This is a genomic window from Rhizobium sp. BK312 (assembly GCF_014193605.1).
Lineage (GTDB): Bacteria > Pseudomonadota > Alphaproteobacteria > Rhizobiales > Rhizobiaceae > Rhizobium.
Genome location: NZ_JACHZP010000001.1, coordinates 201,666 through 222,335 on the forward strand (window position 1 = coordinate 201,666; position 20,670 = coordinate 222,335).

General features: G+C 58.9%; 16 protein-coding genes. 4 read left to right on the forward strand and 12 right to left on the reverse strand.

The genetic code is table 11. The annotated features are described in order from the left end of the window. Positions 1–3: 3 nt before the first annotated feature. From FHT85_RS00990 to FHT85_RS01000, 3 genes are all read right to left on the reverse strand, one after another. Complete coding sequence (locus tag FHT85_RS00990) at positions 4–1,164, reverse strand: ABC transporter permease (RefSeq protein ID WP_112411893.1); 1,161 nt, start codon at positions 1,162–1,164, stop codon at positions 4–6. 150 nt (positions 1,165–1,314) lie between these two features. Continuing rightward, positions 1,315–2,532, reverse strand: coding sequence for an MFS transporter (locus FHT85_RS00995; RefSeq protein ID WP_112411892.1), 1,218 nt, complete (start codon positions 2,530–2,532; stop codon positions 1,315–1,317). Positions 2,533–2,686: 154 nt separating this feature from the next. Further along, entirely contained in the window at positions 2,687–3,493 is an 807-nt protein-coding gene (locus tag FHT85_RS01000) for a UDP-2,3-diacylglucosamine diphosphatase (protein ID WP_112334700.1), read from the reverse strand. Between the two features lie 275 nt (positions 3,494–3,768). Between FHT85_RS01000 and FHT85_RS01005 the strand changes: the two genes are divergently transcribed. After that, positions 3,769–6,081, forward strand: a complete 2,313-nt coding sequence (locus FHT85_RS01005; protein ID WP_112334699.1) for an NADP-dependent malic enzyme — start codon at positions 3,769–3,771, stop codon at positions 6,079–6,081. Positions 6,082–6,276: 195 nt separating this feature from the next. Continuing rightward, positions 6,277–7,026, forward strand: a complete 750-nt coding sequence (locus FHT85_RS01010; RefSeq protein WP_112411891.1) for a hypothetical protein — start codon at positions 6,277–6,279, stop codon at positions 7,024–7,026. Between the two features lie 52 nt (positions 7,027–7,078). Here FHT85_RS01010 and FHT85_RS01015 read toward each other — a convergent pair whose 3' ends face one another. From FHT85_RS01015 to FHT85_RS01025, 3 genes are all read right to left on the reverse strand, one after another. Beyond that, complete coding sequence (locus FHT85_RS01015; protein WP_112411890.1) at positions 7,079–8,824, reverse strand: ankyrin repeat domain-containing protein; 1,746 nt, start codon at positions 8,822–8,824, stop codon at positions 7,079–7,081. A 164-nt stretch (positions 8,825–8,988) separates the two neighbouring features. Further along, the gene (locus tag FHT85_RS01020) at positions 8,989–9,813 is read right to left on the reverse strand and encodes a TolB family protein (protein ID WP_112411889.1); all 825 of its coding nucleotides are present in this window, start codon (positions 9,811–9,813) and stop codon (positions 8,989–8,991) included. A 31-nt stretch (positions 9,814–9,844) separates the two neighbouring features. Continuing rightward, positions 9,845–11,524, reverse strand: coding sequence for an NAD+ synthase (locus tag FHT85_RS01025; RefSeq protein WP_112411960.1), 1,680 nt, complete (start codon positions 11,522–11,524; stop codon positions 9,845–9,847). A 418-nt stretch (positions 11,525–11,942) separates the two neighbouring features. Here FHT85_RS01025 and FHT85_RS01030 point away from each other — a divergent pair, with 418 nt between their 5' ends. After that, positions 11,943–12,479 carry a DUF1003 domain-containing protein gene (locus tag FHT85_RS01030; protein ID WP_112411888.1) on the forward strand — a complete coding sequence of 179 codons (537 nt, stop codon included), beginning with the start codon at positions 11,943–11,945 and terminating at the stop codon, positions 12,477–12,479. A gap of 3 nt (positions 12,480–12,482) precedes the next feature. On the opposite strand, the gene FHT85_RS01035 is transcribed toward FHT85_RS01030, so the two are convergent. The 5 genes from FHT85_RS01035 to rpiA form a co-directional block, all read right to left on the reverse strand. Then, positions 12,483–12,908, reverse strand: coding sequence for a GFA family protein (locus tag FHT85_RS01035; protein ID WP_112411959.1), 426 nt, complete (start codon positions 12,906–12,908; stop codon positions 12,483–12,485). 157 nt (positions 12,909–13,065) lie between these two features. Further along, positions 13,066–14,439, reverse strand: coding sequence for a class II 3-deoxy-7-phosphoheptulonate synthase (locus FHT85_RS01040; RefSeq protein WP_112411887.1), 1,374 nt, complete (start codon positions 14,437–14,439; stop codon positions 13,066–13,068). Positions 14,440–14,592: 153 nt separating this feature from the next. Continuing rightward, entirely contained in the window at positions 14,593–15,978 is a 1,386-nt protein-coding gene (gene gor / locus FHT85_RS01045; RefSeq protein ID WP_112411886.1) for a glutathione-disulfide reductase, read from the reverse strand. Positions 15,979–16,159: 181 nt separating this feature from the next. Continuing rightward, positions 16,160–16,714: a DUF2059 domain-containing protein gene (locus FHT85_RS01050; protein WP_112334692.1), complete on the reverse strand. Its 555-nt coding sequence runs from the start codon at positions 16,712–16,714 to the stop codon at positions 16,160–16,162. A gap of 13 nt (positions 16,715–16,727) precedes the next feature. Then, positions 16,728–17,429, reverse strand: coding sequence for a ribose-5-phosphate isomerase RpiA (gene rpiA, locus FHT85_RS01055; RefSeq protein ID WP_112411885.1), 702 nt, complete (start codon positions 17,427–17,429; stop codon positions 16,728–16,730). A 195-nt stretch (positions 17,430–17,624) separates the two neighbouring features. Here rpiA and FHT85_RS01060 point away from each other — a divergent pair, with 195 nt between their 5' ends. Continuing rightward, complete coding sequence (locus FHT85_RS01060; protein WP_112334690.1) at positions 17,625–18,299, forward strand: HAD family hydrolase; 675 nt, start codon at positions 17,625–17,627, stop codon at positions 18,297–18,299. Positions 18,300–18,389: 90 nt separating this feature from the next. On the opposite strand, the gene FHT85_RS01065 is transcribed toward FHT85_RS01060, so the two are convergent. After that, a complete protein-coding gene (locus tag FHT85_RS01065) occupies positions 18,390–20,288 on the reverse strand; it encodes a murein L,D-transpeptidase (RefSeq protein WP_112411884.1) in 1,899 nt (632 codons plus the stop codon). Positions 20,289–20,670 lie beyond the last annotated feature (382 nt).

Genomic DNA, 20,670 nt, shown 5'->3' on the forward strand with positions numbered 1-20,670 from the left:
CCCTCAGAAATCGATTGCCGCATAGAACATGGCGAAAAGCCCGTCCATGAGGATAACGACGAAGATCGACTTCACCACCGATGACGTCACGTGCTGACCGAGAGATTCGGCACTGCCTCCCACCTTCAATCCTTCAACCGCAGCGACGATGCCGATGACCAGCGCCATGAACGGCGCCTTGATCATGCCTGAAATGATCGTCGAAAGGCTAACCGCCTCATGAAGGCGCGAGATGAATGTCGCAAACGTGATGCCGGAATAGGCCCAGGACACCAATGCAGCGCCAAAGAGCGCGGCAAAGTTGGCAATAACCGTCAGCAGCGGCAAGGCCACCGTCAGCGCCACCAGCCGGGGAAAGATGAGCACGCCGACGGGGTTCAGGCCCATAACCTTCAGCGCGTCGACTTCCTCGCGCATCTTCATGGAGCCGATTTCGGCGGTAATCGCGCTGCCGGAACGGCCGGCAATCATGATCGCGGTCAGAAGCACGCCGATTTCGCGCAGTTGCAGGATGCCGACCAGATCGACCACGAAGATTTCCGCGCCGAAATAACGCAGCTGGAAAGCGCCTTGCTGGGCGATGATCGCGCCGATCAGCGACGACATCAGCAGGATGATCGGAACGGCGCGCACCGCCATATGATCGATCTGATTGACGATCGAGGCTGGCGAAACGCCGCTGCCGCGGCCAAACTTGAGCTGCCCCCCGCGCACGGCCGAACCCAGTATATACATGGCGGCAATGAGATTGCCCCAGATATCGTAGACGCTTTCGCCGATAGGCGCGAAGACACGCTCTGCCCATGATTTCCTCGGCTTCGCCGCTGCTGCCTCATCGTCCGGATGCGCGTCGAAAGTCGTCAGCAATTCGTCGATATGCGGATTGGAACCCTCGATCGTAACCTGAGCCTTGTGCGCTTCCTGGCTTTCCTTCAGCCGGCGGATCAGCAGCGCACCCGCTGTATCCACATCCGAAAGACCGGAAAGATCGATCACGACGTCGCCGCCGGAGCTTCGCTTGGACAGCTGCTCGATCTGTCGCAGCACGCCATGCACATTGGCGCTGCGCCAATTGCCTTGCAGCCGATAGCGATGGCCTGCGCCTTCGGGCGCATCATCGATCTTGGGTGCGTCGGACCTTTGCTCGGCTGCTTTCAAACTCATGCGTCTTTCAAATCTGGCACAACATACGCCGACTCGGTGAGCCCGCTTGGTCAATGCTTAATACACCGACTACGCGTGGAATTTCCATCTCGCGCCGACGCCAACTTATGTCACGGCTTTTTGATATCCAAATGAATTTGTTGCACCGCATCAGGATACGCCGTGAGCGCCGCCGCCGATTGCCGGCGTCCTGGCCTGCAGCCCGTAGGCGAAAATGACCATGACCAGCCCGAAGGCTGCAATGCCGGCCATGACATAATAGCTGGCAAGGTCAAGCCAGGCATAGAGATAGCCGGATGCAAGGGTCATCAACCCTAAGAACATGCCGTTGTAAAAATAATACGCCCCCTGGGCCGATGATTCCTGCGTTTCGTGCACTGAGGCCACTATGCGACGCTGAATGCCTGTGTGGACGCAGGCATAGGTACAGGAATGAAAACACTGCAGGATGAAATAGCCGAAGAAGCCGAAATTGATCGGAAACAGGATCCAGCGCAAAATACACATGGTCGCGCCGAAAAAGATCAATGTCCAAGCGCTGAACCGCCGACTAAGCTTCTTCGACAGGAAGAAAACCATCACCTCAGCCGCAACGCCGATGCTCCATAGGACAGCAATTTGCGCGCCGGAAAAGCCAAGCCTATGCCAGTAGATCGATGCAAACGTATAGAGCATCGCATGGCTCGATTGCTGGATCGACACGCCGATCATGGTGATGAGCAAGTGCGGCGAGCGCAGATTTCCGGTCGGAGATTGCAGATTGATCGGCAGGTTGCGCCGACGCGTCGGCCCGATGCGCGGGGCGAAAAACCCCATCAGTGTCGTCAGAATGAATCCGGCCACCATTACGGGCAAGACAGTGGTGCCGCCCCATATGCCGATCAGCTGGCCGCCGAGAAGGGTCGCCAGGATGAATGTGATCGATCCCCAGACCCGCATGGAGCCATAGTCGAAGCCCCAGCGGCGCACGCCCGACATGGCGATCGACTCAACCACCGGCACATAGGGCGCGTAGGTGGCCCCCTGAATGCCGTAGACCAGAAGCACCGGCCAGAAGTCGCTCGTCCAATAGAGCGCGACAGCCGTCAACAGCGACAGTGCACCCGACCATAGCAACACATCCGCCCGCTCCGTCATATGATCGGCAAGCACCGCGATGATGGGAGTCACGAGCACCCGCACGACCATGGGAATGGCGAGCACCAGGCCGATCTCATGGTCATTGAAATTCAGCCCCGCCAGCCAGACGGGGAAAAACGGCAGGGCAATTCCGTTGACGAACAACGGAGCGCAGTAGGACAAGGCAGTGCGCAAGCGGAAATATGGAGGCGCACCCTCGCCCTGGAAGGACTTGATCGCGGGAATCATGACAGACCTGAAGGGAACTTATCCGTCCCTATCACGCTATCAAGAATACGACTATGGCGAGAAATGGCCAAACCGTACCGTTTCGGAAAAACCGAAGCTGTAGGCGTTCAATAATTATGACAAGCTATTAGCAAGCATGTGAACAGGCGCAGAATTATGCTGCCTGTGCCCCGAGTGCCCGCGGCATTTCCTCGACAGGCGAGCCAACCGGTTCCGTCTCGAGAATATTCTGCCAGGTAATCAGCTCGAACGTGCCGTCTTCGTGTTCGGCAATCGCCGTGCAGCTTTCCACCCAGTCGCCCGTGTTGATGTAACGGATCCCATCAAGATCCTCGATCACGGCATGGTGGATATGGCCGCAGATGACGCCATCGGCATCGTTGCGCTTGGCCTCTTCGGCGACGACACGCTGAAATTCGCCGATGAAATTGACGGCGTGCTTTACCTGCAGCTTCGCCCAGGCCGAGAAGGACCAGTATGGCATGTTCAGGCGGCGGCGTACCGCTGCAAGGCCGATATTGATCAAGATTGCCATGTCATAGGCCCAATCGCCGAGATAGGCGAGCAGGCGGGCGTTACGGACGACCACATCGAATTCATCGCCATGCAGCACGAGATATTTCTTGCCGTCGGCCGTTTCATGCATGGCGCGCTGCGCCACCTCGATGCCGCCGAAATGCATGCCGGGGAAGTCACGCAGGAATTCGTCGTGATTGCCGGGGATATAGACGATGCGCGTGCCCTTGCGCGCCTTGCGCAGGAGCTTCTGGACTACGTCGTTGCAGTGCTGAGGCCAATACCAGTTTCGCTTCAGTCTCCAGCCATCCACGATGTCACCGACCAGAAAGATGGTATCGGCTTCGTGATGACGGAGAAAGTCGAGCAGGTAGTCCGCCTTGGCGGCCTTCGAGCCGAGGTGCACGTCAGAAATGAATAGCGTTCGGAAATGCCGGGGGTCCATGTTTTCATTCACGAACTATATGTCCGTGCCCTATCCTACGTTGGCTATTCCAAAACCAGACTCGTGTTTCAGGAAGATGACAATCCCTGTGCTTGACGGCTCAGCCACGAGCGCAGCGTTCGATCCAAGGGACGCGCGCCGCTCAATTCTTGCAAAAAAGGCAATTCAGTTTTGTCACGACAAAAACGCTTTGTGACCTCAATTGCATACTGTGAAGGCGAAGCGATTGATGTATGCAGAAGACTCAAAGCGCAGGCAGGAATGGAGACCGAGAGATGGATACGCACGACACTTCGAAAAAAGCCGAAAACATGGCGAGTGGCGATTTCGACGAACAGGCGCTCTATTTCCATCGCTATCCCCGCCCCGGCAAGCTTGAAATCCAGGCCACCAAGCCGCTCGGCAACCAGCGCGATCTGGCGCTTGCCTATTCGCCCGGCGTCGCCGCGCCCTGTCTTGCCATTCGCGACAACCCGGAAACGGCCGCTTATTACACGTCCCGCGCCAATCTCGTAGCGGTGATTTCCAACGGTTCGGCGGTGCTCGGCCTCGGCAATATCGGCCCGCTCGCTTCCAAGCCAGTCATGGAAGGCAAGGCCGTTCTCTTCAAGAAATTCGCCGGCATCGATGTCTTCGACATTGAAATCGCAGCCCCGACGGTCGATGAGATGGTCAACACCGTCTCGGCGCTCGAACCGACCTTCGGCGGCATCAATCTCGAAGACATCAAGGCGCCGGAATGCTTCGACGTCGAGCGCCGCCTGCGCGAGAAAATGGAAATTCCGGTCTTCCACGACGATCAGCACGGCACCGCCATCATCGTCGCCGCCGCCATCCTCAACGGACTGGAACTGGCCGGCAAGAAAATCGAAGAGGTCAAAATCGTCGCCTCCGGCGCGGGCGCGGCGGCGCTGGCCTGCCTCAACCTGCTCGTCATTCTCGGCGCCAGGCGCGAGAACATCTGGGTCCATGATATCGAAGGCCTGGTCTATAAGGACCGCAACGTCCTGATGGACGAGTGGAAATCCGTCTACGCTCAGGACAGCGACAAGCGTGTGCTGGCCGAATCCATTCCGGGCGCCGACGTCTTCCTCGGCCTCTCCGCCGCCGGCGTGCTGAAGCCCGAACTGCTGGCGCAGATGGCCGAAAAGCCTCTGATCATGGCGCTCGCCAACCCGACGCCGGAAATCATGCCGGACCTCGCCCGCGCCGCCCGCCCCGACGCGATGATCTGCACCGGCCGCTCGGACTTCCCGAACCAAGTCAACAACGTCCTCTGCTTCCCCTATATCTTCCGCGGTGCGCTCGATTGCGGCGCCAAGACGATCAACGAAGAGATGAAGATGGCCGCCGTGCGCGCCATCGCCGCGCTTGCGCGCGAGGAGCCTTCCGATGTTGCGGCTCGGGCCTATACCGGTGAAACTCCGGTCTTCGGGCCGAATTACCTGATCCCCTCACCCTTCGACCCGCGCCTGATCCTGCGCATTGCGCCGGCCGTGGCAAAGGCAGCCGCAGACAGCGGCGTCGCGCTACGCCCGATTACCGATTTCGACGCCTATATGGACGAGCTCAACCGCTTCGTCTTCCGTTCGGGCTTCGTCATGAAGCCTATCTTTGCAGCCGCGAAGATTGCCGAGCGCAAGCGCGTCGTCTTTTCCGAAGGCGAGGACGAACGCGTGCTGCGCGCCGCCCAGGTTCTTCTTGAAGAAGGCACGGCCGTCCCGATCCTGATTGGCCGTCCTTCCGTCATCGAGACGCGCCTGAAGCGCTACGGCCTGAAGATCCGTCCGAATACCGATTTTGCCGTCATCAATCCGGAAGACGATCCCCGCTTCCGCGAATATGTCGAGCTTTATTTCTCGCTGGTCGGCCGCGCGGGCGTTATCCCCGAAGCAGCGCGCACCATCGTTCGCACCAACACGACTGTCATCGGCGCACTCGCCCTGAAGCGCGGCGAAGCCGATGCGCTCATCTGCGGCCTCGAAGGCCGTTATGAGCGTCATTTGCGCATCGTCCGCCAGGTCATCGGCAAGCGGCCGGACGTTCGTGATTTCTCGGCATTGAGCCTGCTCATTTCGCAGCGCGGCGCGACCTTCTACACCGATACCTATGTGACATTTAACCCGTCCGCCGAGGAAATCGCGGAATCCACGTGGCTAGCTGCCGAGGAAATCAAGCGTTTCGGCATCGAGCCGCGCGCCGCCCTCGTCTCGCATTCCAACTTCGGCTCACGGGAGTCGGAAAGCGCTACGAAAATGCGCGAAGCGCTGGCTCTCATTCGCAAGGCAGCGCCGGATCTGGAAGTCGATGGCGAAATGCATGGCGATAGCGCCATTTCCGAGAGCCTGCGCCGCCACGTTATGCCGGACAGCGCGCTTTCCGGCGAAGCCAATCTACTGGTCTTCCCCAATCTCGATGCGGCCAATATCACGCTCGGCGTAGTCAAGACGATGACCGATGGTCTGCATGTCGGTCCCATCCTGCTTGGGACGGCGCTTCCGGCCCATATTCTCTCGCCGTCGGTCACTTCCCGCGGCGTGGTCAACATGGCGGCGCTCGCCGTCGTCGAGGCCTCGCAGATCGCCTGATACTGCGCCTCGCAGCCGCCGTCAGAACGGCACCGCGCTTCATGCAATCGCGGTGCCGCCCATCTCCTGGCTATTGGCGGCTGCGAGCTGCAATTTCACGAAAATCCTCTCGAAATCCGTGCTTTTTCATGGATACGTTGTTAAGCCGCAGCGTGTAATCTTCAGCGAGTTGAAACCGCTTTCGAGAGCAGCACCGTGAACCGCGGCATAAAACACACTTCCATTGCCCTCTTTTCCCTGCTGACGGCCACGCCGGCCCTTGCGCAGGCCGATCTCTGCGACGAGCTGCGCGGCCGCTATGTCGACATCAATGAGGTGATCGGCGCCAGCCAGGAAACACGCCAGCTCTCGCGCGCCATCGTGCGGCAGAACCTGATGATCCGCCGGACGATGAGCGACCTGCGCAACCAGGGCTGCGCCGAAGGCGACGATGGCGTATTTGGCGGCCAAGACAATCAGGGCGTCTGCGATGACATCAGGCAATCGATCGATCAGATGCGGCAGGATCTCTCCCTGCTGATGGATCAGCGTGAGGAAAGCGTTGGCCGCGTCGATGCCGTAGCCATGCAGCGCCGGCAGTTGCTGGATACGATGCAGCGCAACGGCTGCAGCCTGCCGGCTTCGGCCACCCCGGATATCGTGATCGACACCCACACGAAGATGGATGCCTATGCGCCGCAGGAGCAGTCCCTGGCCAAGCCTGAAAGCTCCATTACCGTCATCGAAACGCCAAGGCTTCAGAAGAATTCGAGCCTCGAACAAAAGCAGGCGCCCGCGCCGGCGCCCAAGATAACACAGGCGCAGCCGCAGCAATTTCCGCCGGATCGGCCATACGATCCATCAGCCCATAAGGTGCGCCAGGTCGGCCCGCAATTCCTCGCGACCGACCAGGGCAGCATTGACCTCAAGCACCCGAAAGAAGCCGGGCCGCAGCCGACGCAATAATGCGCGGCCAGCCGTTTCTCATTTTCGCCTGACCCGCCCTGCTTCCAAGGTTTTATGCCGATGCCGACTGGCGCAACAGGGAGATGACGGACTCATCACCCGCCTCCTGCGCAAGATCGCGGTAAGATCGTCCGGAGGCGTCCCTGACCGAGCGATCCGCCCCCTTCGCCAGCAGGAAGCGCACCGCCTCGCCGCACCGATTGACGATGGCAAAGCCGAGCGGCGTCATCCAATCGCGATCGGTAGGCTGTCTACGCGAACGGAATTCACCGAAGCGTATATTCACCTGCTCGGGATGCTTATCGAGAATGGCAGCCAGCTGATCGATCTGGCCGAAGGCTGCAGCCGCAAAGATATCGAGCGGATGGGCTTTCAGAAACTCGACCATCTCATCCTTGCCGTTATATTCGGCCCAACCGATTGGCGGCGCATGAAAATTCGGATCGCGAACGGTGGTATCGGCTCCATGCGCGATCAGCAGTTTCGCCATCTCGATATGGCCATGCAGTGCCGCCTCATGCAGCGGCGTGCGGCTCGTCATCGCGTTAACGTCGAGGCCCAAAGCCAGCATGACGCGAACGGCCCGTAGATCATTTTTGCCGGCCGCCTCGTGGAGCATGGCGGGATGAGCTTTATGCATCGCTGCTACGATATTAAGATTGTTTCCGGCCTGCATCTGCTTGAAACTCATCATGATCTGCTCGGCGTCGATGTCACCCGCCTTAATCTGAAGATAGGCCCAATCCTCTAGCTTCAGGCGAACCGCGACGGCACCCTTCTGAATAAGGTATGCTGCCAGCTTGCTATCGCCACTTAGGAGAACCCATTCATAGGGAGTCCTGTCGTTAATGGGCTTGTTGACATCAGCACCATTTTCCACCAGCAGGCGCACCCGTTCGCCCAAGTGATGTTCCAGCGCCCAGGCAAGCTGATAGTCGAAAACGGTCTGCGAGTTCTCGACGAACTTGCCATCCTCACGCACGAGCCAATTGTTCTTATCCCCAGCGGACAAGCCATATTCGATCAGCAATTTCAGGCATGTATTGTCGGGTTCGAACATGCGGTTGTAGAGCGCCTGACTGTCATTCGCCTTTGCGCCAGCGTCGAGCAGCAATCGCGCGAATGCCACGCATTCCGGATGCTGAGGCTGGCGCTCCTTCCCGGCCTCGCCTTCGCCGAAGACGCCGGTCAAAACGGTGAAGCGATATTGACCGGCATCGAGGAAGAAGGCGTTGACATCGGCCCCACGCCTGACCAACTCGCGGGCTGCCGGCAGGCTGGAACGACCCGGCACGCGAGCATAGGCCGCGCACATCAGCGGAGTGAGATCATGCGGGCCGCCCCTGCGATCGAGAAGCTGTGGCTGACGATCGAGCCAGCGACTTACACGGTCGGCATCGCCAAGCGCAGCAGCGACGTGAATGCTTTCATCGGCAATCTCCGGATGAGCCTCCAGCAGTCGCAGCGCCTCATCGAAGCGCGCGGGATTGGCGGGAATATTGGCAAAGTAAGAAACCGTCGCCAGTGACAGGAAACGGTTGGCGACCTGGTCCCGTGGAACATGCTTACGATCGTCGCTTTCCAGATGCGCCTTGAGCTTCGTCCAGCTGGAAAAGCCGAATTCGCGGGCAAGAACAAGCTGAATGTCCTGCAATCCCACATCTGCGACGTCGGTAAAATAGGGCGCAACGCGGCTGCGCGCCGAAGCATCGCCGGCTTGAAGGGCCTTGAGGAAAGACTTGGCCTGTTTTTTCAGGGAATCGAGAGTGGCGTCGACAGCCAAAGAGCGCGTGGTCACGATAGACCTCCTTCCATTTACGTCCGGTATCCGCGCCCACAGACTGAAAAGAGGTGTGGCAGTCTCACTTCATATGCATCAGGTGGGCCTAGCCCTTCCCGCGGATCGGATGCGCCCTGAGAACGCATCCAGATCTATCGCGGCAGTTGCGGTCTGTCCAGAGCTCAGGCCGGCTCATAGCGGACGTAGGCGAACTCGTCCCCATCCGGTGACCAGTTCGGCACATTGATTGATCCCTGCCCGCCGAAGAGCTCGAACAGCGTCGTGAGATTGCCGCCATCCATGTCCATCAGCCGCATCCGCACATTGAGATCGCGCGGATGATCGAAGACGTCGGGATCGTAGGAGATCAGGACGACCTTGTCGTTTTTTGGCGACGGATGCGCGAACCAATTGCCGTAATTGTCGTCGGTCAGTTGCTGCAAGCCGGTGCCGTCGAGACGGATGCGCCAGATCTGCATGAGGCCGGTGCGGCTCGAATTGAAATAGATCCATTGCCCGTCGGCCGAATAGTCAGGTCCGTCATTACGGCCCTCGCCATGCGTCAGTCGGGTCTCTTCGCCACCATCGATCGAGATCGTATAGATATCGAAAACGTCGTTGCGGATGCCGCAATAGGAGAAGCGCTTCCCGTCCGGCGACCAACCGTGCCAATAGGACGGCAGATTGGTCGTCACCTGCTTTGGTGTGCCGCCCTCTGCGGGTAGAACATAGATGCAGGATTTACCATGCTGCGTCTTGTCGGAAATCGCGATCAGCGAACCATCCGGGGAAATGCCGTGATCGTTGTTGCACTGGGTCGCAAAGCCGGTATCGACCTGGGCGATGCCGCTGCCATCCAGCGGCAGCCGGTAAAGTAGGCCGTCGCCATTCAGCAGCAGATATCGGCCGTCAGGCGAATAGTTCGGCGCTTCGATCAGCTGGTCCGTTTGCCAGACGATCCGGTTTGCACCCGTACGGATATTATAGATCTCGACCGAGCTGCGCATTCTTCCTCTCCCTTGCCGCTGGATACCGCGATCAGCGATCGCGGAATCGGTTGGTGATCGGATAGCGACGGTCGCGACCGAAATTCTTCTTGGTGATCTTCACACCCGGTGCCGACTGGCGGCGCTTGTATTCTGCTAGATAAAGCAGGTGTTCGATGCGATGTACGGTCGCGACATCATGGCCCCGGGCCACGATCTCCTCCACCGACATCTCCTTCTCCACCAGGCATTCGAGGATATCGTCAAGCACCGGATAGGGCGGCAGCGAATCCTGGTCCGTCTGGTTAGGCCTCAATTCCGCCGAAGGCGCCTTGTCGATGATGTTATGGGGAATGACCTCACCCGAGGGGCCGAGCGCACCGGGGGGCACATGCAGGTTGCGCCAGCGCGACAGCGCATAGACCTGCATCTTGTAGAGATCCTTGATCGGGTTGAAGCCGCCGTTCATATCGCCATAAAGCGTGGCGTAACCGACAGACATCTCCGACTTGTTACCCGTCGTCACCACCATCGAGCCGAACTTGTTGGAGATCGCCATCAGAATGGTGCCGCGCGCGCGGCTCTGCAGGTTTTCCTCGGTGATGCCGCTTTCCGTACCTTCGAAGAGATCCGACAAGGCCGAAGTGAAGCCCGTCACTGGATCTTCGATCGGTACGATATCATAGCGGCAGCCGAGCGCCTTGGCGCAATCGGCCGCATCCTTCAATGAATCCTGCGAGGTGTAGCGATATGGCAGCATGACGGTGCGCACGCGTTCTTCGCCGAGCGCATCGACGGCAATCGCCGCACAGATCGCCGAGTCGATGCCGCCGGAGAGGCCAAGCACGACCGACTTGAAGCCGTTCTTGTTGACATAGTCGCGGAAGCCCAGCAGGCAGGCGCGATAATCCGCCTCCTCGCCTTCCGGAATATGGGCCATCGGGCCTTCGGCACAGTGCCAGCCATCGCCGTTCTTCTTCCAGGTCGTCACGGCAAGCGCGGTCTCGAACTGACTCATCTGGAAGGCCAGCGTCTTGTCCGCGTTGAAGCCGAAGCTGGCGCCGTCGAAAACCAGTTCGTCCTGGCCGCCGAGCTGAGCGGCGAAGATCAGCGGCAGGCCTGACTCAATCACCTGCCGCAAAGCGACCTGATGACGGACATCGACCTTGCCCCGATAGTAAGGCGAACCGTTCGGCACCAGCAGAATTTCCGCACCGCTCTCGGCCAGCGTCTCGCAGATGCCAAGATCATTCCAGATTTCCTCACAGATCGGTATGCCGATACGCACGCCCCGGAAATTAACAGGGCCAGAAATCGTCCCTTCATCGAAGACGCGCTTCTCGTCGAACTCGCCGTAATTTGGCAAATCGACCTTGTCTCTGATGAAGATGACTTTGCCACCATCCAACACCGCCACGGAATTGTAACGCCCGGTATCGTCCTGGCGCGGAAAACCTACGACGACGCCGGGGCCGCCATCGGCCGTATCCGCGGCCAGAGCCTCGACCGCTTTCCAGCAGGCGCGGATGAAGGCCGGCTTCAGCACGAGATCTTCCGGCGGATAGCCGGAAATGAACAATTCCGTCAGCAATACGAGCTGCGCGCCTTCGCGCGCGGCTTCGGCGCGGGCGTCACGCGCCTTGGCGAGATTGCCGGAGACATCGCCGACCGTCGGATTGAGCTGCGCGACGGCGATGCGAATGGTGTTGGTAATCTGGCTTTGCTCTGTCATGCCATACATTTAGCGATGCCATCTTCCTTCCGCAACCGCCTTCCTTCCCGCACACGCATCAAAGACCACGCCACCCGCATGGCGGTATTTTTGCCCGGAAAAATACTAAGTCAGCCTTACAAAGAAGACTTTGATCGCATTGATCATCGAATCCGCGCTGGCAGACACTCCCTTCATCGATGCCATGAATGCCGATGCTTTATTACGACATAAAGGACCCGATCTTCGACATTATCATGGACGGCGCGAATGACTGGGTGCGGCAGGTCGGATACTCCAAACCTCGGAGCGGCTAGCATGCGCTCTGGCCGCACAGCGGCAAACCGCCTCGTGATGTTTGATACCCTTCCCTCGTTGCATTTTTGCCCGTTGGTCGAATAGTTGCATTCAACGCCACTTGGACCTCGGAGCCCTCCCAATGCATAATCTTCCCAACTTCGTTCATCTGCATTTTGACAAGACAGCCGATCAACTCGGCGACATCGAAAAACGCGTTCTCAAAAAGGCGCACGAGCGGAAAGTCATCTCCACCGATGTCAATGCAGCTATCTCGGCGGAATCGTCCAGAGGAGAGCGTCTGGCTGATGGCATTGCCCGCGTTGGCGGTTCATGGTCCTTCATCACTGCCTTCCTGCTGTTTCTGGTCTTCTGGTGTATCGTCAACACGATCCTTCTCAGCACGAACGCCTTCGACCCCTATCCTTTCATCTTTTTGAACCTCGTCCTCTCCATGCTCGCCGCGATCCAGGCGCCGATCATCATGATGTCTCAGAACCGGCAGGCAGAAAGGGACCGCTTCGAGGCAGCCAAGGATTACGAGGTCAATCTCAAATCCGAGCTGGAAGTGCTATCGCTGCACCAGAAGATTGATATGCAGGTGTTGACCGAGCTCGCAGTGGTGCGGGAGGAGCTCGCCAAGCTCAGCAAGCTCGTTATCGAAAAAGGCAGTATCTGAGGGTCAATCGGAGGGGCCGGCCGTCAGCAATCCCGGTCGCCCCTGCCGATATTGCGGCAGTCCGTCGCTGATCTCGTAATAGTCGCCCTTGTCGGCACAATAGATGTGATAGGCTATCTTGAGACCGCTCGGCTGGTCGAACAGACCGGCCATGATCGATATTTCATCGGCGCTGTCGGCCACCCAAAACAGGGCCGAGCCGCAAGTCTTGCAAAAACCGCGCCGAGCGAATGTGCTGGCACGATACCAGGTAATCGCCTCTTCTCCCTCGATAACGAGATTTTCGCGCGCAACGTTGGTTGCTGCATAATAGAGACCGGTCTGCTTGCGGCACTGCGAACAATGGCAGGCGACGACCTCGCGCAATTTGCCGCGTGTCCTGAAACCTACGCTGCCGCAAAGGCAGGCTCCCGTGTGTTCGTCGCTCATCATTGCTCCCTTTATTTCAGGGCAGCCTTCCCGAGAACGGCACTCGGGTCAATTTCAAAGAAATGAAGCGTCTTTCAGCCGCGCTGATCGGTCCAGCCCAAAAGCAAACGGGCCGGTTTTCGCCGGCCCGTTCGATAGGTCATGAATAAGGCTTCACTCAGCCGTGAGCGCGCATACGCTTCTCGTCACGGCCGCCCTTCATACGCTCGGCGAGCAGGAAGGCGAGCTCGAGCGCCTGGTCGGCATTGAGGCGCGGGTCGCAATGCGTGTGATAGCGATCCTGAAGATCCTCGGCACCAACGGCGCGGGCACCACCCGTGCATTCGGTCACATCCTTGCCGGTCATCTCGATGTGGATGCCGCCCGGATGCGTGCCTTCGGCACGGTGGATCTGGAAGAAGCTCTCGACTTCCGACAGGATGCGCTCGAACGGACGCGTCTTGTAGTTGTTGAGCGTGATCGTGTTGCCGTGCATCGGATCGCAGGACCAGACAACCTTGCGGCCTTCCTTCTCGACGGCGCGGATGAGGCGCGGCAGGTTGTCGGCAACCTTGTCGTGCCCGAAACGGCAGATCAGCGTCAGGCGGCCGGCTTCGTTCTGCGGGTTCAGAATATCGATCAGATTAAGCAGATCGTCCGCCTGCAGCGAAGGCCCGCACTTCAGACCGATCGGGTTCTTGATGCCGCGGAAATACTCGACATGGGCATGATCGGCCTGGCGCGTGCGGTCGCCGATCCAGAGCATGTGGCCCGAGGTCGCGTACCAGTCGCCGGTCGTGGAATCGACGCGGGTGAAGGCTTCTTCATAGCCAAGCAACAGCGCTTCGTGGCTGGTGAAGAAATCGGTTTCGCGCAGGCTCGCATTGCTCTCGGCGGTAATGCCGATCGCGCGCATGAAATCCATCGTCTCGCCGATGCGATCGGCAAGCTTGCGGTAGCGTTCGCCCTGCGGGCTATCCTTGACGAAGCCGAGCATCCACTTCTGCACGTTTTCAAGGTTGGCGTAGCCGCCCATGGCAAAGGCGCGCAGCAGATTGAGCGTCGCAGCGGACTGGCGGTAAGCCATCAGCTGACGTTCCGGATTGGGGATGCGTGCGTCTTCGGTGAAATCGATGCCGTTGATGATGTCGCCGCGATAGCTCGGCAGCGAGATACCGTTCTGCGTTTCGATGTTCGACGAGCGCGGCTTGGCGAACTGACCGGCAATACGGCCAACCTTGACGACCGGCAGCTGCGCACCGAAGGTCAGAACGACAGCCATCTGCAGGAAGGCGCGGAAGAAGTCGCGGATCGTATCGGCGCCATGCTCGGCGAAGCTTTCGGCACAATCGCCGCCCTGAAGCAGGAAGCCATTGCCTTCGGCAACATTGGCAAGATGCGCCTTCAGACGACGGGCTTCACCGGCAAAAACGAGCGGAGGATAGGTTGCAAGCTGAGCTTCGGTCTCTGCCAGCGCTGCCTTGTCCGGAAAATCCGGCACCTGCTGGATCGGTTTCTGCCGCCAACTGCTCGGGGTCCAATTCTGTGCCATCTCACTCACCTGCTTGTGCGCTCGATCTTTCTCGGGCGGCCATCGTCGTAAATAACGCGCGCTTATAAACCTTTGCCGCCCGCTTGCAAAGGCGGGCAAACTACTGTGCGAATCTTTTATGGTGCAGCCGATATTTGCGTGAAAACGGGAGCGTTACACGCGCTCGCCATTGCGGATGCGGTAGCTTGGCGAATACATCGTCACCAATTCTTCCGCAGCCGTCGGATGGACGGCCATGGTGCAGTCGAAATCGTCCTTGGTGCAGCCGGCCTTCAAGGTTATGCCGAGAAGCTGTGCCATCTCGCCGGCATCGTGGCCGAGAATATGGGCGCCGATGACCTTGCGGTCCGCGGCATTGACGATCAGCTTCATGATCATCTTCTCGGCTCGGCCCGAAAGCGTCGCCTTCATCGGCCGGAACTGGGCGCGATAGACCTCCAGTTCAGGATAGCGCTTGGCAGCATCCTCCTCGGTCAGGCCGACGGTACCGATCTCCGGCTGCGAGAAGACGGCCGTCGGGATGAGTTCGTGGTCCGGCCGGGTCGGATTGTCCTTGTAGACGGTCTCGATGAAGCACATGGCCTCGTGGATAGCGACGGGCGTCAGCTGTACCCGGTCGGTGACGTCGCCGAGAGCGAAGATATTCGGAACGGAAGTCCGCGAATATTCGTCGACGACAACGGCGCCCTGCTCGTTGATCGCGACGCCGGCGGCCTGAAGCCCGAGATTTTCTGTATTCGGCGTACGGCCGAGCGCCAGCATGACGGTATCGACCGTCAGCGCCTTGTCGTTCTTCGTCCGAACGCTGAGCCTGCCCTCTGCCTTCTCGACGTGCTCGATGATGTCATGGCAGAGAATACGGATGCCTTTCTCCTCCATGGCCTCATGCAGGCCTTTGCGCAGGTCGTGATCGAAGCGTGACAGGATCTCGGCACCACGATAGATCAGCGTCGTCTCGACTCCGAGCCCGTGGAAGATATTGGCGAACTCGACGGCAATATATCCGCCGCCGGCGATCAGGATCGATTTCGGCAGTTCCTTCAGGTGGAAGGCCTCGTTCGAGGAGATGCAGAGCTCATGGCCGGGCAGCGCCGTATGCAGGTTCGGCCTGCCGCCGGTCGCAATGACGATCGTCTCGGCGGTCACGGTCTGCCCGGTCTTCAGCAGCTTGATCGTATGGGCATCCACCAGCTCGGCGCGAGTATCGAAGATCTCGGCCTTGGCGTTGTCGAGCCCTTTGCGATAGAGGCCCTCCAGCCGGGCGATTTCCTTGTCCTTTGCCTCGATCAGCTTTTTCCAGTCGAAGCTGCTCTCGCCGACCGTCCAGCCGAAACCGGCCGCATCCTCGAAGTGCTCGCTATACTGCGAGGCATAGACAAACAGCTTCTTCGGCACGCAACCGCGAATGACGCAGGTGCCGCCATAGCGATACTCCTCGGCGATGCCGACCTTCTTGCCGAGCGATGCGGCCACGCGTGCGCTACGCACGCCGCCGGAGCCGCCGCCAATCACGAAAAGGTCGAAATCAAACGAAGGCATGGATCGCTCCTGTAGACGTCAGACGCGCGCGAAGCGCCAATGGGGGTCGCCCTCATATAGGGAGCCGGGACATAAAAAGAAAAGCCCGGAATCGATCCGGGCCTCGAATTTCAACTGCCTGCCGTACGCACCAAAAAGACGAAACATCTCTTTCGGAACGAATGCAGCAACGACGCGTCGCTTACTGCTTCGGCGCCGGCTGAGCGGCCGCACCGGCATCCGGCGTAACGACCGGCTGCTTGACGACCTTCTGCAGGGCATTGTTACTCTGCTTTGCGAGATCGCGCGAAATGCCCTGGCTCCAGATATCGGCAGCCTTGTAGAGTTCGCGGGTGGCGAGCGGACCATCCTTGAGAAGCTTCTTGCCTGCCGGCGAACCGTAGAAATCGGCGATCGCCTTGAGTTCGTCAGCCGAGAAAGCCTTGGCATAGGTGATGGCAGCTTCACGCTCAAGATCGGCACGACGTGGTGCGAGCGCGAGCGCGGTGGCATCGACGGTCGAATTGATCGCATCGCCGAAATTCGGGTTTGCCTGGATCATCGTGCTCTTCAGCTGCTCGGCGAGATTAGGCAGAATATTGTCGAACTGGTTGGTAATGCCGAGAGCATTGATCGCGGCGCGGGCAGCCTTGATCTGATCCTCGGAAACCTCCTGAGCGTTGACCGAACCGAAGGCAATGCCGGAAAGAAGAACGGTTGCAGCGGCAAGACGGCCAAGACCCGCAAATTTGATCATGAGATGAGTGCTCCTATGTATTGTTGGCCTGCAACGTGCGCGCACCGGCAGGGCCGGCAATGATCGCTAATGTCGCCATATGGATAAAGAGCCCGTGTTCGACAACGCCGGGAATCGAATAGAGCTCGTTCGACAGCGCCTCTGCATCAGGAATGCGGCCGAAAGATGCATCGACGATGTAATGCCCCCCGTCGGTGACAAAGAGGCTGTCACCGGAGCGGCGCATGTTCAGTGCGCCGGAAAGACCGATGCGTGACGCCGCCTTCTCGATGAGGATGCGGGTGGAAACGAGCCCGAACGGATTGACCTCGATAGGCAATGGATATGCGCCGAGCGTCTCGACGACCTTGCTTTGATCCGCAATGACGATCATGCGGGCTGACGATGCCGCAACGATCTTCTCGCGCAACAGCGCGCCGCCGCCCCCCTTGATCAGCGTCAACGCGCCATCCAGCTCATCGGCTCCATCGATGGTAAGGTCAAGTTCGGGAAGCTCGTCCAGGGATTTCAACGGGACGCCGAGCTCATTGCAAAGCTTGGCCGTCCTTTCGGACGTCGGAACGCCTTGGATCGAGAGGCCGGCAGCAACCTTTTCGGCGAGCAGGCGAACGAATTCCTCCGCCGTGGTGCCGGTGCCGATCCCGAGCCGCATGCCGCTCTCGACATGAGCGAGCGCGGCTCTCGCAGCCTCAATCTTCATCTGGCGGGCGTCCATGCGCCACCTGCTCCCATTGTTACGTTGGTCTGCTGTTTACACGGCTCTCCAGCCAAACGAAAGCCAAAATAACGGCATGATATAGAAATCCCCGGCCCCTTCCCGCCAAGGCATTCCGGCACTTCAGTTGCAATTGCCTACGCGATCTTTTAACTCCAAAAGACACACTCTTTTCTCTGCAAAGGCCGATTCCTAGTGAAATCCCCCCTTGTCGTATTCGATCTCGACGGCACGCTGCTGGACACGCATGCGGATCTGATCGTTAGCCTGAACCATACGATCGCGGCGCTCGAACTTCCCCCGGTCAGCTACGACGACGTGACACATCTCGTCGGCAACGGCGCGCAGGTCATGATCGAGCGAGCCTGCAAGCTGCACGGCTATATGCTGACATCGGAAGAATTGCCCGCCCTTCTGCAGCGCTTTATCACTCATTATTCCGAAACCATGCCAGGCGTGACGCAGCCTTACCCGGGGCTGCTTGCAGCTCTCGATACGCTGAAGAGCCAAGGCTATAAGCTCGCCGTCTGCACCAACAAGATGGAATCGCTGGCGCGCACCTTGCTCGACCGGCTGAAGTTGACCCATTACTTCGAGGCCATTACCGGCGGTGACACCTTCACCGTCCGCAAGCCGAATGCCGAGCACCTGATCGGCACGGTCGAACGCGCCGGCGGCGACATCGCCCGTACGATCATGATCGGCGACAGCATCAACGACATCCTCGTCGCCCGCAACGCCGGCGTCCCCTCGATCGCCGTCCCTTTCGGTTACTCCGATGTCGGCATCGAAACGCTCGGACCGAACCGCATCATCTACCACTACGACGAACTGACGCCCGAGCTGGTCGAGGGATTGCTGGCCGCTTAAGGCTTGCTGGCGGCCTGAGGCGCATCAGCCCTTAAACGAATAAAGGCGACCAATGGGCCGCCCTTATTCGTTTTCGCCGCTGAACAGACTTTAGATCTGAGCAGTGCGTGCCTTCGAGGTCGCATCGAGCGCCTTCTGCGTGGCGGCGTCACGATCGTAGACGTCGTTGAAGTACTGGATAACGCCATCCTTGTTCGGCCAAGCCGTGAAATAGGCGATGTAGATCGGGAATTTCTGCGGCACGGCCACAGCCTTGTTCTGGCCGGTGGCGATCTGCTTGGCGACGTCATCAACCGTGGTGTTCAGCACGGCGGCGGCCATCGCGCGCGGATCGGCAAGGCGGACGCAGCCGTGGCTGAGTGCGCGCATATCCTTCTTGAAGAAGCTCTTCTGCGGCGTGTCGTGCATGTAGATCGCATGCGAGTTCGGGAAGAGGATCTTCAGTTCACCGAGTGCGTTGTCGCTGCTCGGCGGCTGGCGAACCGAGATGCTCTTCGTCGAGCCGTACCAGTCGACGCTGGACGATGCGACGGCGCGGCCGCCGACTTCGACCTGATAGCCCATCCGATCGAGATAGTTCGGATCGGAACGCAGCTTCGGCAGCATCTCATTGATGATGATCGACTGCGGAACGCCCCAGAACGGATTGAATTCGACCGTCTGCACCTGATTTTCGAAGAAGAAGGTCTGGTGCTGCTTGCTGCCAACGACGACGCGCATCGACAGCTGCTCCTGGTTATTATTGTAGTAATAAACCATAAAAGCCGGCTGGTTGATGAAGACATAGCGCGGGCCAAGCTCAGGCGGCAGCCAGCGCAGCTGCTCCATGGCGATGACCAGCTTCTGGATCTTCACGTCATTGTTCTCGCCGACCATGGCGCGAACGGAGGACGAGCCGATCACGCCGTCGGCCGTCAGACCCTTCTCGCGTTGGAAGTCTTCAACCAGCGACACGAGTTCGGGCGTATAATCCGGCGTGCCCAGATAGGCATCGAAAAGATCGGCATGGGCGGCCTTCAGCGCATCCGATCCGCGGTGCTGGATCGCCTTGACGATGTTGGCCATTTCCGGGGAGCTGCCGCCCGGCTTCAGAATTCCGCTCAGCGAAATGGAGATATGGCTGCCGTCTGATCCGGATTCCGCACGAAGTTTCGCGAGCTCCGCCTTCAAGGCCAGGAATTGCTGATTGGATGGGTTTCGGCTGTTCAGATAAGCTGGAACATCCGGGCTGGCGCGCAATACGTCGAGCATCGCCGTCAGATTGACGTCCTTGCGCTTGAAGTCGTGATAGCCGGAAATCTTGTTCGGGTCGAGGCGACCCCGAACCGTATCTTGAACGAACATCAATATCTTGCTCGACAGCGCGAGCTCGAATTGCATGAGCGCGCGATCGCGCATGACCGGATCGGCGTTTTCCGCATCGGCACTGGGCAAAGTTACCGCATAATCGGCGGGATCGAGGCCGACGGAACCCGCATCGGCAAGAGCCGCCATGGCAGCCTTCGCCTTGTCGCTGACGGCATGATCTGCAACCCAGAGAAGCGGCTTGCTCTGATCGGCATAATAGGCTTCGATCGCCTTGGCGATGTCATTGGTCGCCATGACGCGCGCATCTGCCAGATAGCGGCGCTGCGAAATCTCGGCGTCGATCGCGACCGGCGAGGGAGAAGCATCTGCAACGGCACCCGTTACGACCGGGTCGGCGAAATGCGCCGTCGACACCAGGCGCATTTGGTCGGCCTTATAGGTATAATATTTCGGCGCATCGACGGTCGGCAGCGGCTGCTTTACTCGCGGAGGCTGATCAGGATCCAGCGTCTGCACCGGATTGACAGGAACGGGAGCCGAAACCTGCGTGCTCTGCTGACGGCCTTGGCCGCCACGGATGAAATCCATGAGGGTCATGGCACTTGCAGAGGTTGCGCCTATCGAAGAAAGGCAACAGGAGAGAGCCAGGACGGATGCGGTGGCTTTGGAAGCAAGTTTCATTCTGTAATCAGTCCCTGTATCGTGCGATGACTTCGAGCTTGACGGTGCTGTTTTCAACTCGGCCGCGATGTCTTCGACATCGTATACTCACACTATGAAAACGGCGAGGCCCGCCTTTCGTTCAATGCCTCAACTTCATGTGACGAAGCGGTGGCGTCTTTCGCGGCTCAGTCCACACAAAAATATGAAATTATTGGTTAATGCTTTATTGAATTTTTGAAGACTTTTTAAGCGCCCGAAAATGCGTGTCCGTTAATATATGCGCAGCGTGTTAAAAAGAGCACGCCGCATCAAGCAAAACATGACTATAACAGTCATCAAATGGCGCTTTGATATTTTCATGAGGCCCTTTCGGACCTATATGAGCTGCTATCCGTCTCAA

Excerpts from the sequence above, each read along its gene's own strand:
- FHT85_RS01000 (WP_112334700.1), bottom strand. The coding sequence starts at position 3,493 with ATGGACCCCCGGCATTTCCGAACGCTATTCATTTCTGACGTGCACCTC.
- FHT85_RS01030 (WP_112411888.1), top strand. The coding sequence starts at position 11,943 with ATGCATAATCTTCCCAACTTCGTTCATCTGCATTTTGACAAGACAGCC.
- FHT85_RS00995 (WP_112411892.1), bottom strand. The coding sequence starts at position 2,532 with ATGATTCCCGCGATCAAGTCCTTCCAGGGCGAGGGTGCGCCTCCATAT.
- FHT85_RS01025 (WP_112411960.1), bottom strand. The coding sequence starts at position 11,524 with ATGACAGAGCAAAGCCAGATTACCAACACCATTCGCATCGCCGTCGCG.
- FHT85_RS01020 (WP_112411889.1), bottom strand. The coding sequence starts at position 9,813 with ATGCGCAGCTCGGTCGAGATCTATAATATCCGTACGGGTGCAAACCGG.
- FHT85_RS01005 (WP_112334699.1), top strand. The coding sequence starts at position 3,769 with ATGGATACGCACGACACTTCGAAAAAAGCCGAAAACATGGCGAGTGGC.
- rpiA (WP_112411885.1), bottom strand. The coding sequence starts at position 17,429 with ATGGACGCCCGCCAGATGAAGATTGAGGCTGCGAGAGCCGCGCTCGCT.
- FHT85_RS01065 (WP_112411884.1), bottom strand. The coding sequence starts at position 20,288 with ATGAAACTTGCTTCCAAAGCCACCGCATCCGTCCTGGCTCTCTCCTGT.
- FHT85_RS01050 (WP_112334692.1), bottom strand. The coding sequence starts at position 16,714 with ATGATCAAATTTGCGGGTCTTGGCCGTCTTGCCGCTGCAACCGTTCTT.
- FHT85_RS01035 (WP_112411959.1), bottom strand. The coding sequence starts at position 12,908 with ATGAGCGACGAACACACGGGAGCCTGCCTTTGCGGCAGCGTAGGTTTC.
- FHT85_RS00990 (WP_112411893.1), bottom strand. The coding sequence starts at position 1,164 with ATGAGTTTGAAAGCAGCCGAGCAAAGGTCCGACGCACCCAAGATCGAT.
- FHT85_RS01040 (WP_112411887.1), bottom strand. The coding sequence starts at position 14,439 with ATGGCACAGAATTGGACCCCGAGCAGTTGGCGGCAGAAACCGATCCAG.
- gor (WP_112411886.1), bottom strand. The coding sequence starts at position 15,978 with ATGCCTTCGTTTGATTTCGACCTTTTCGTGATTGGCGGCGGCTCCGGC.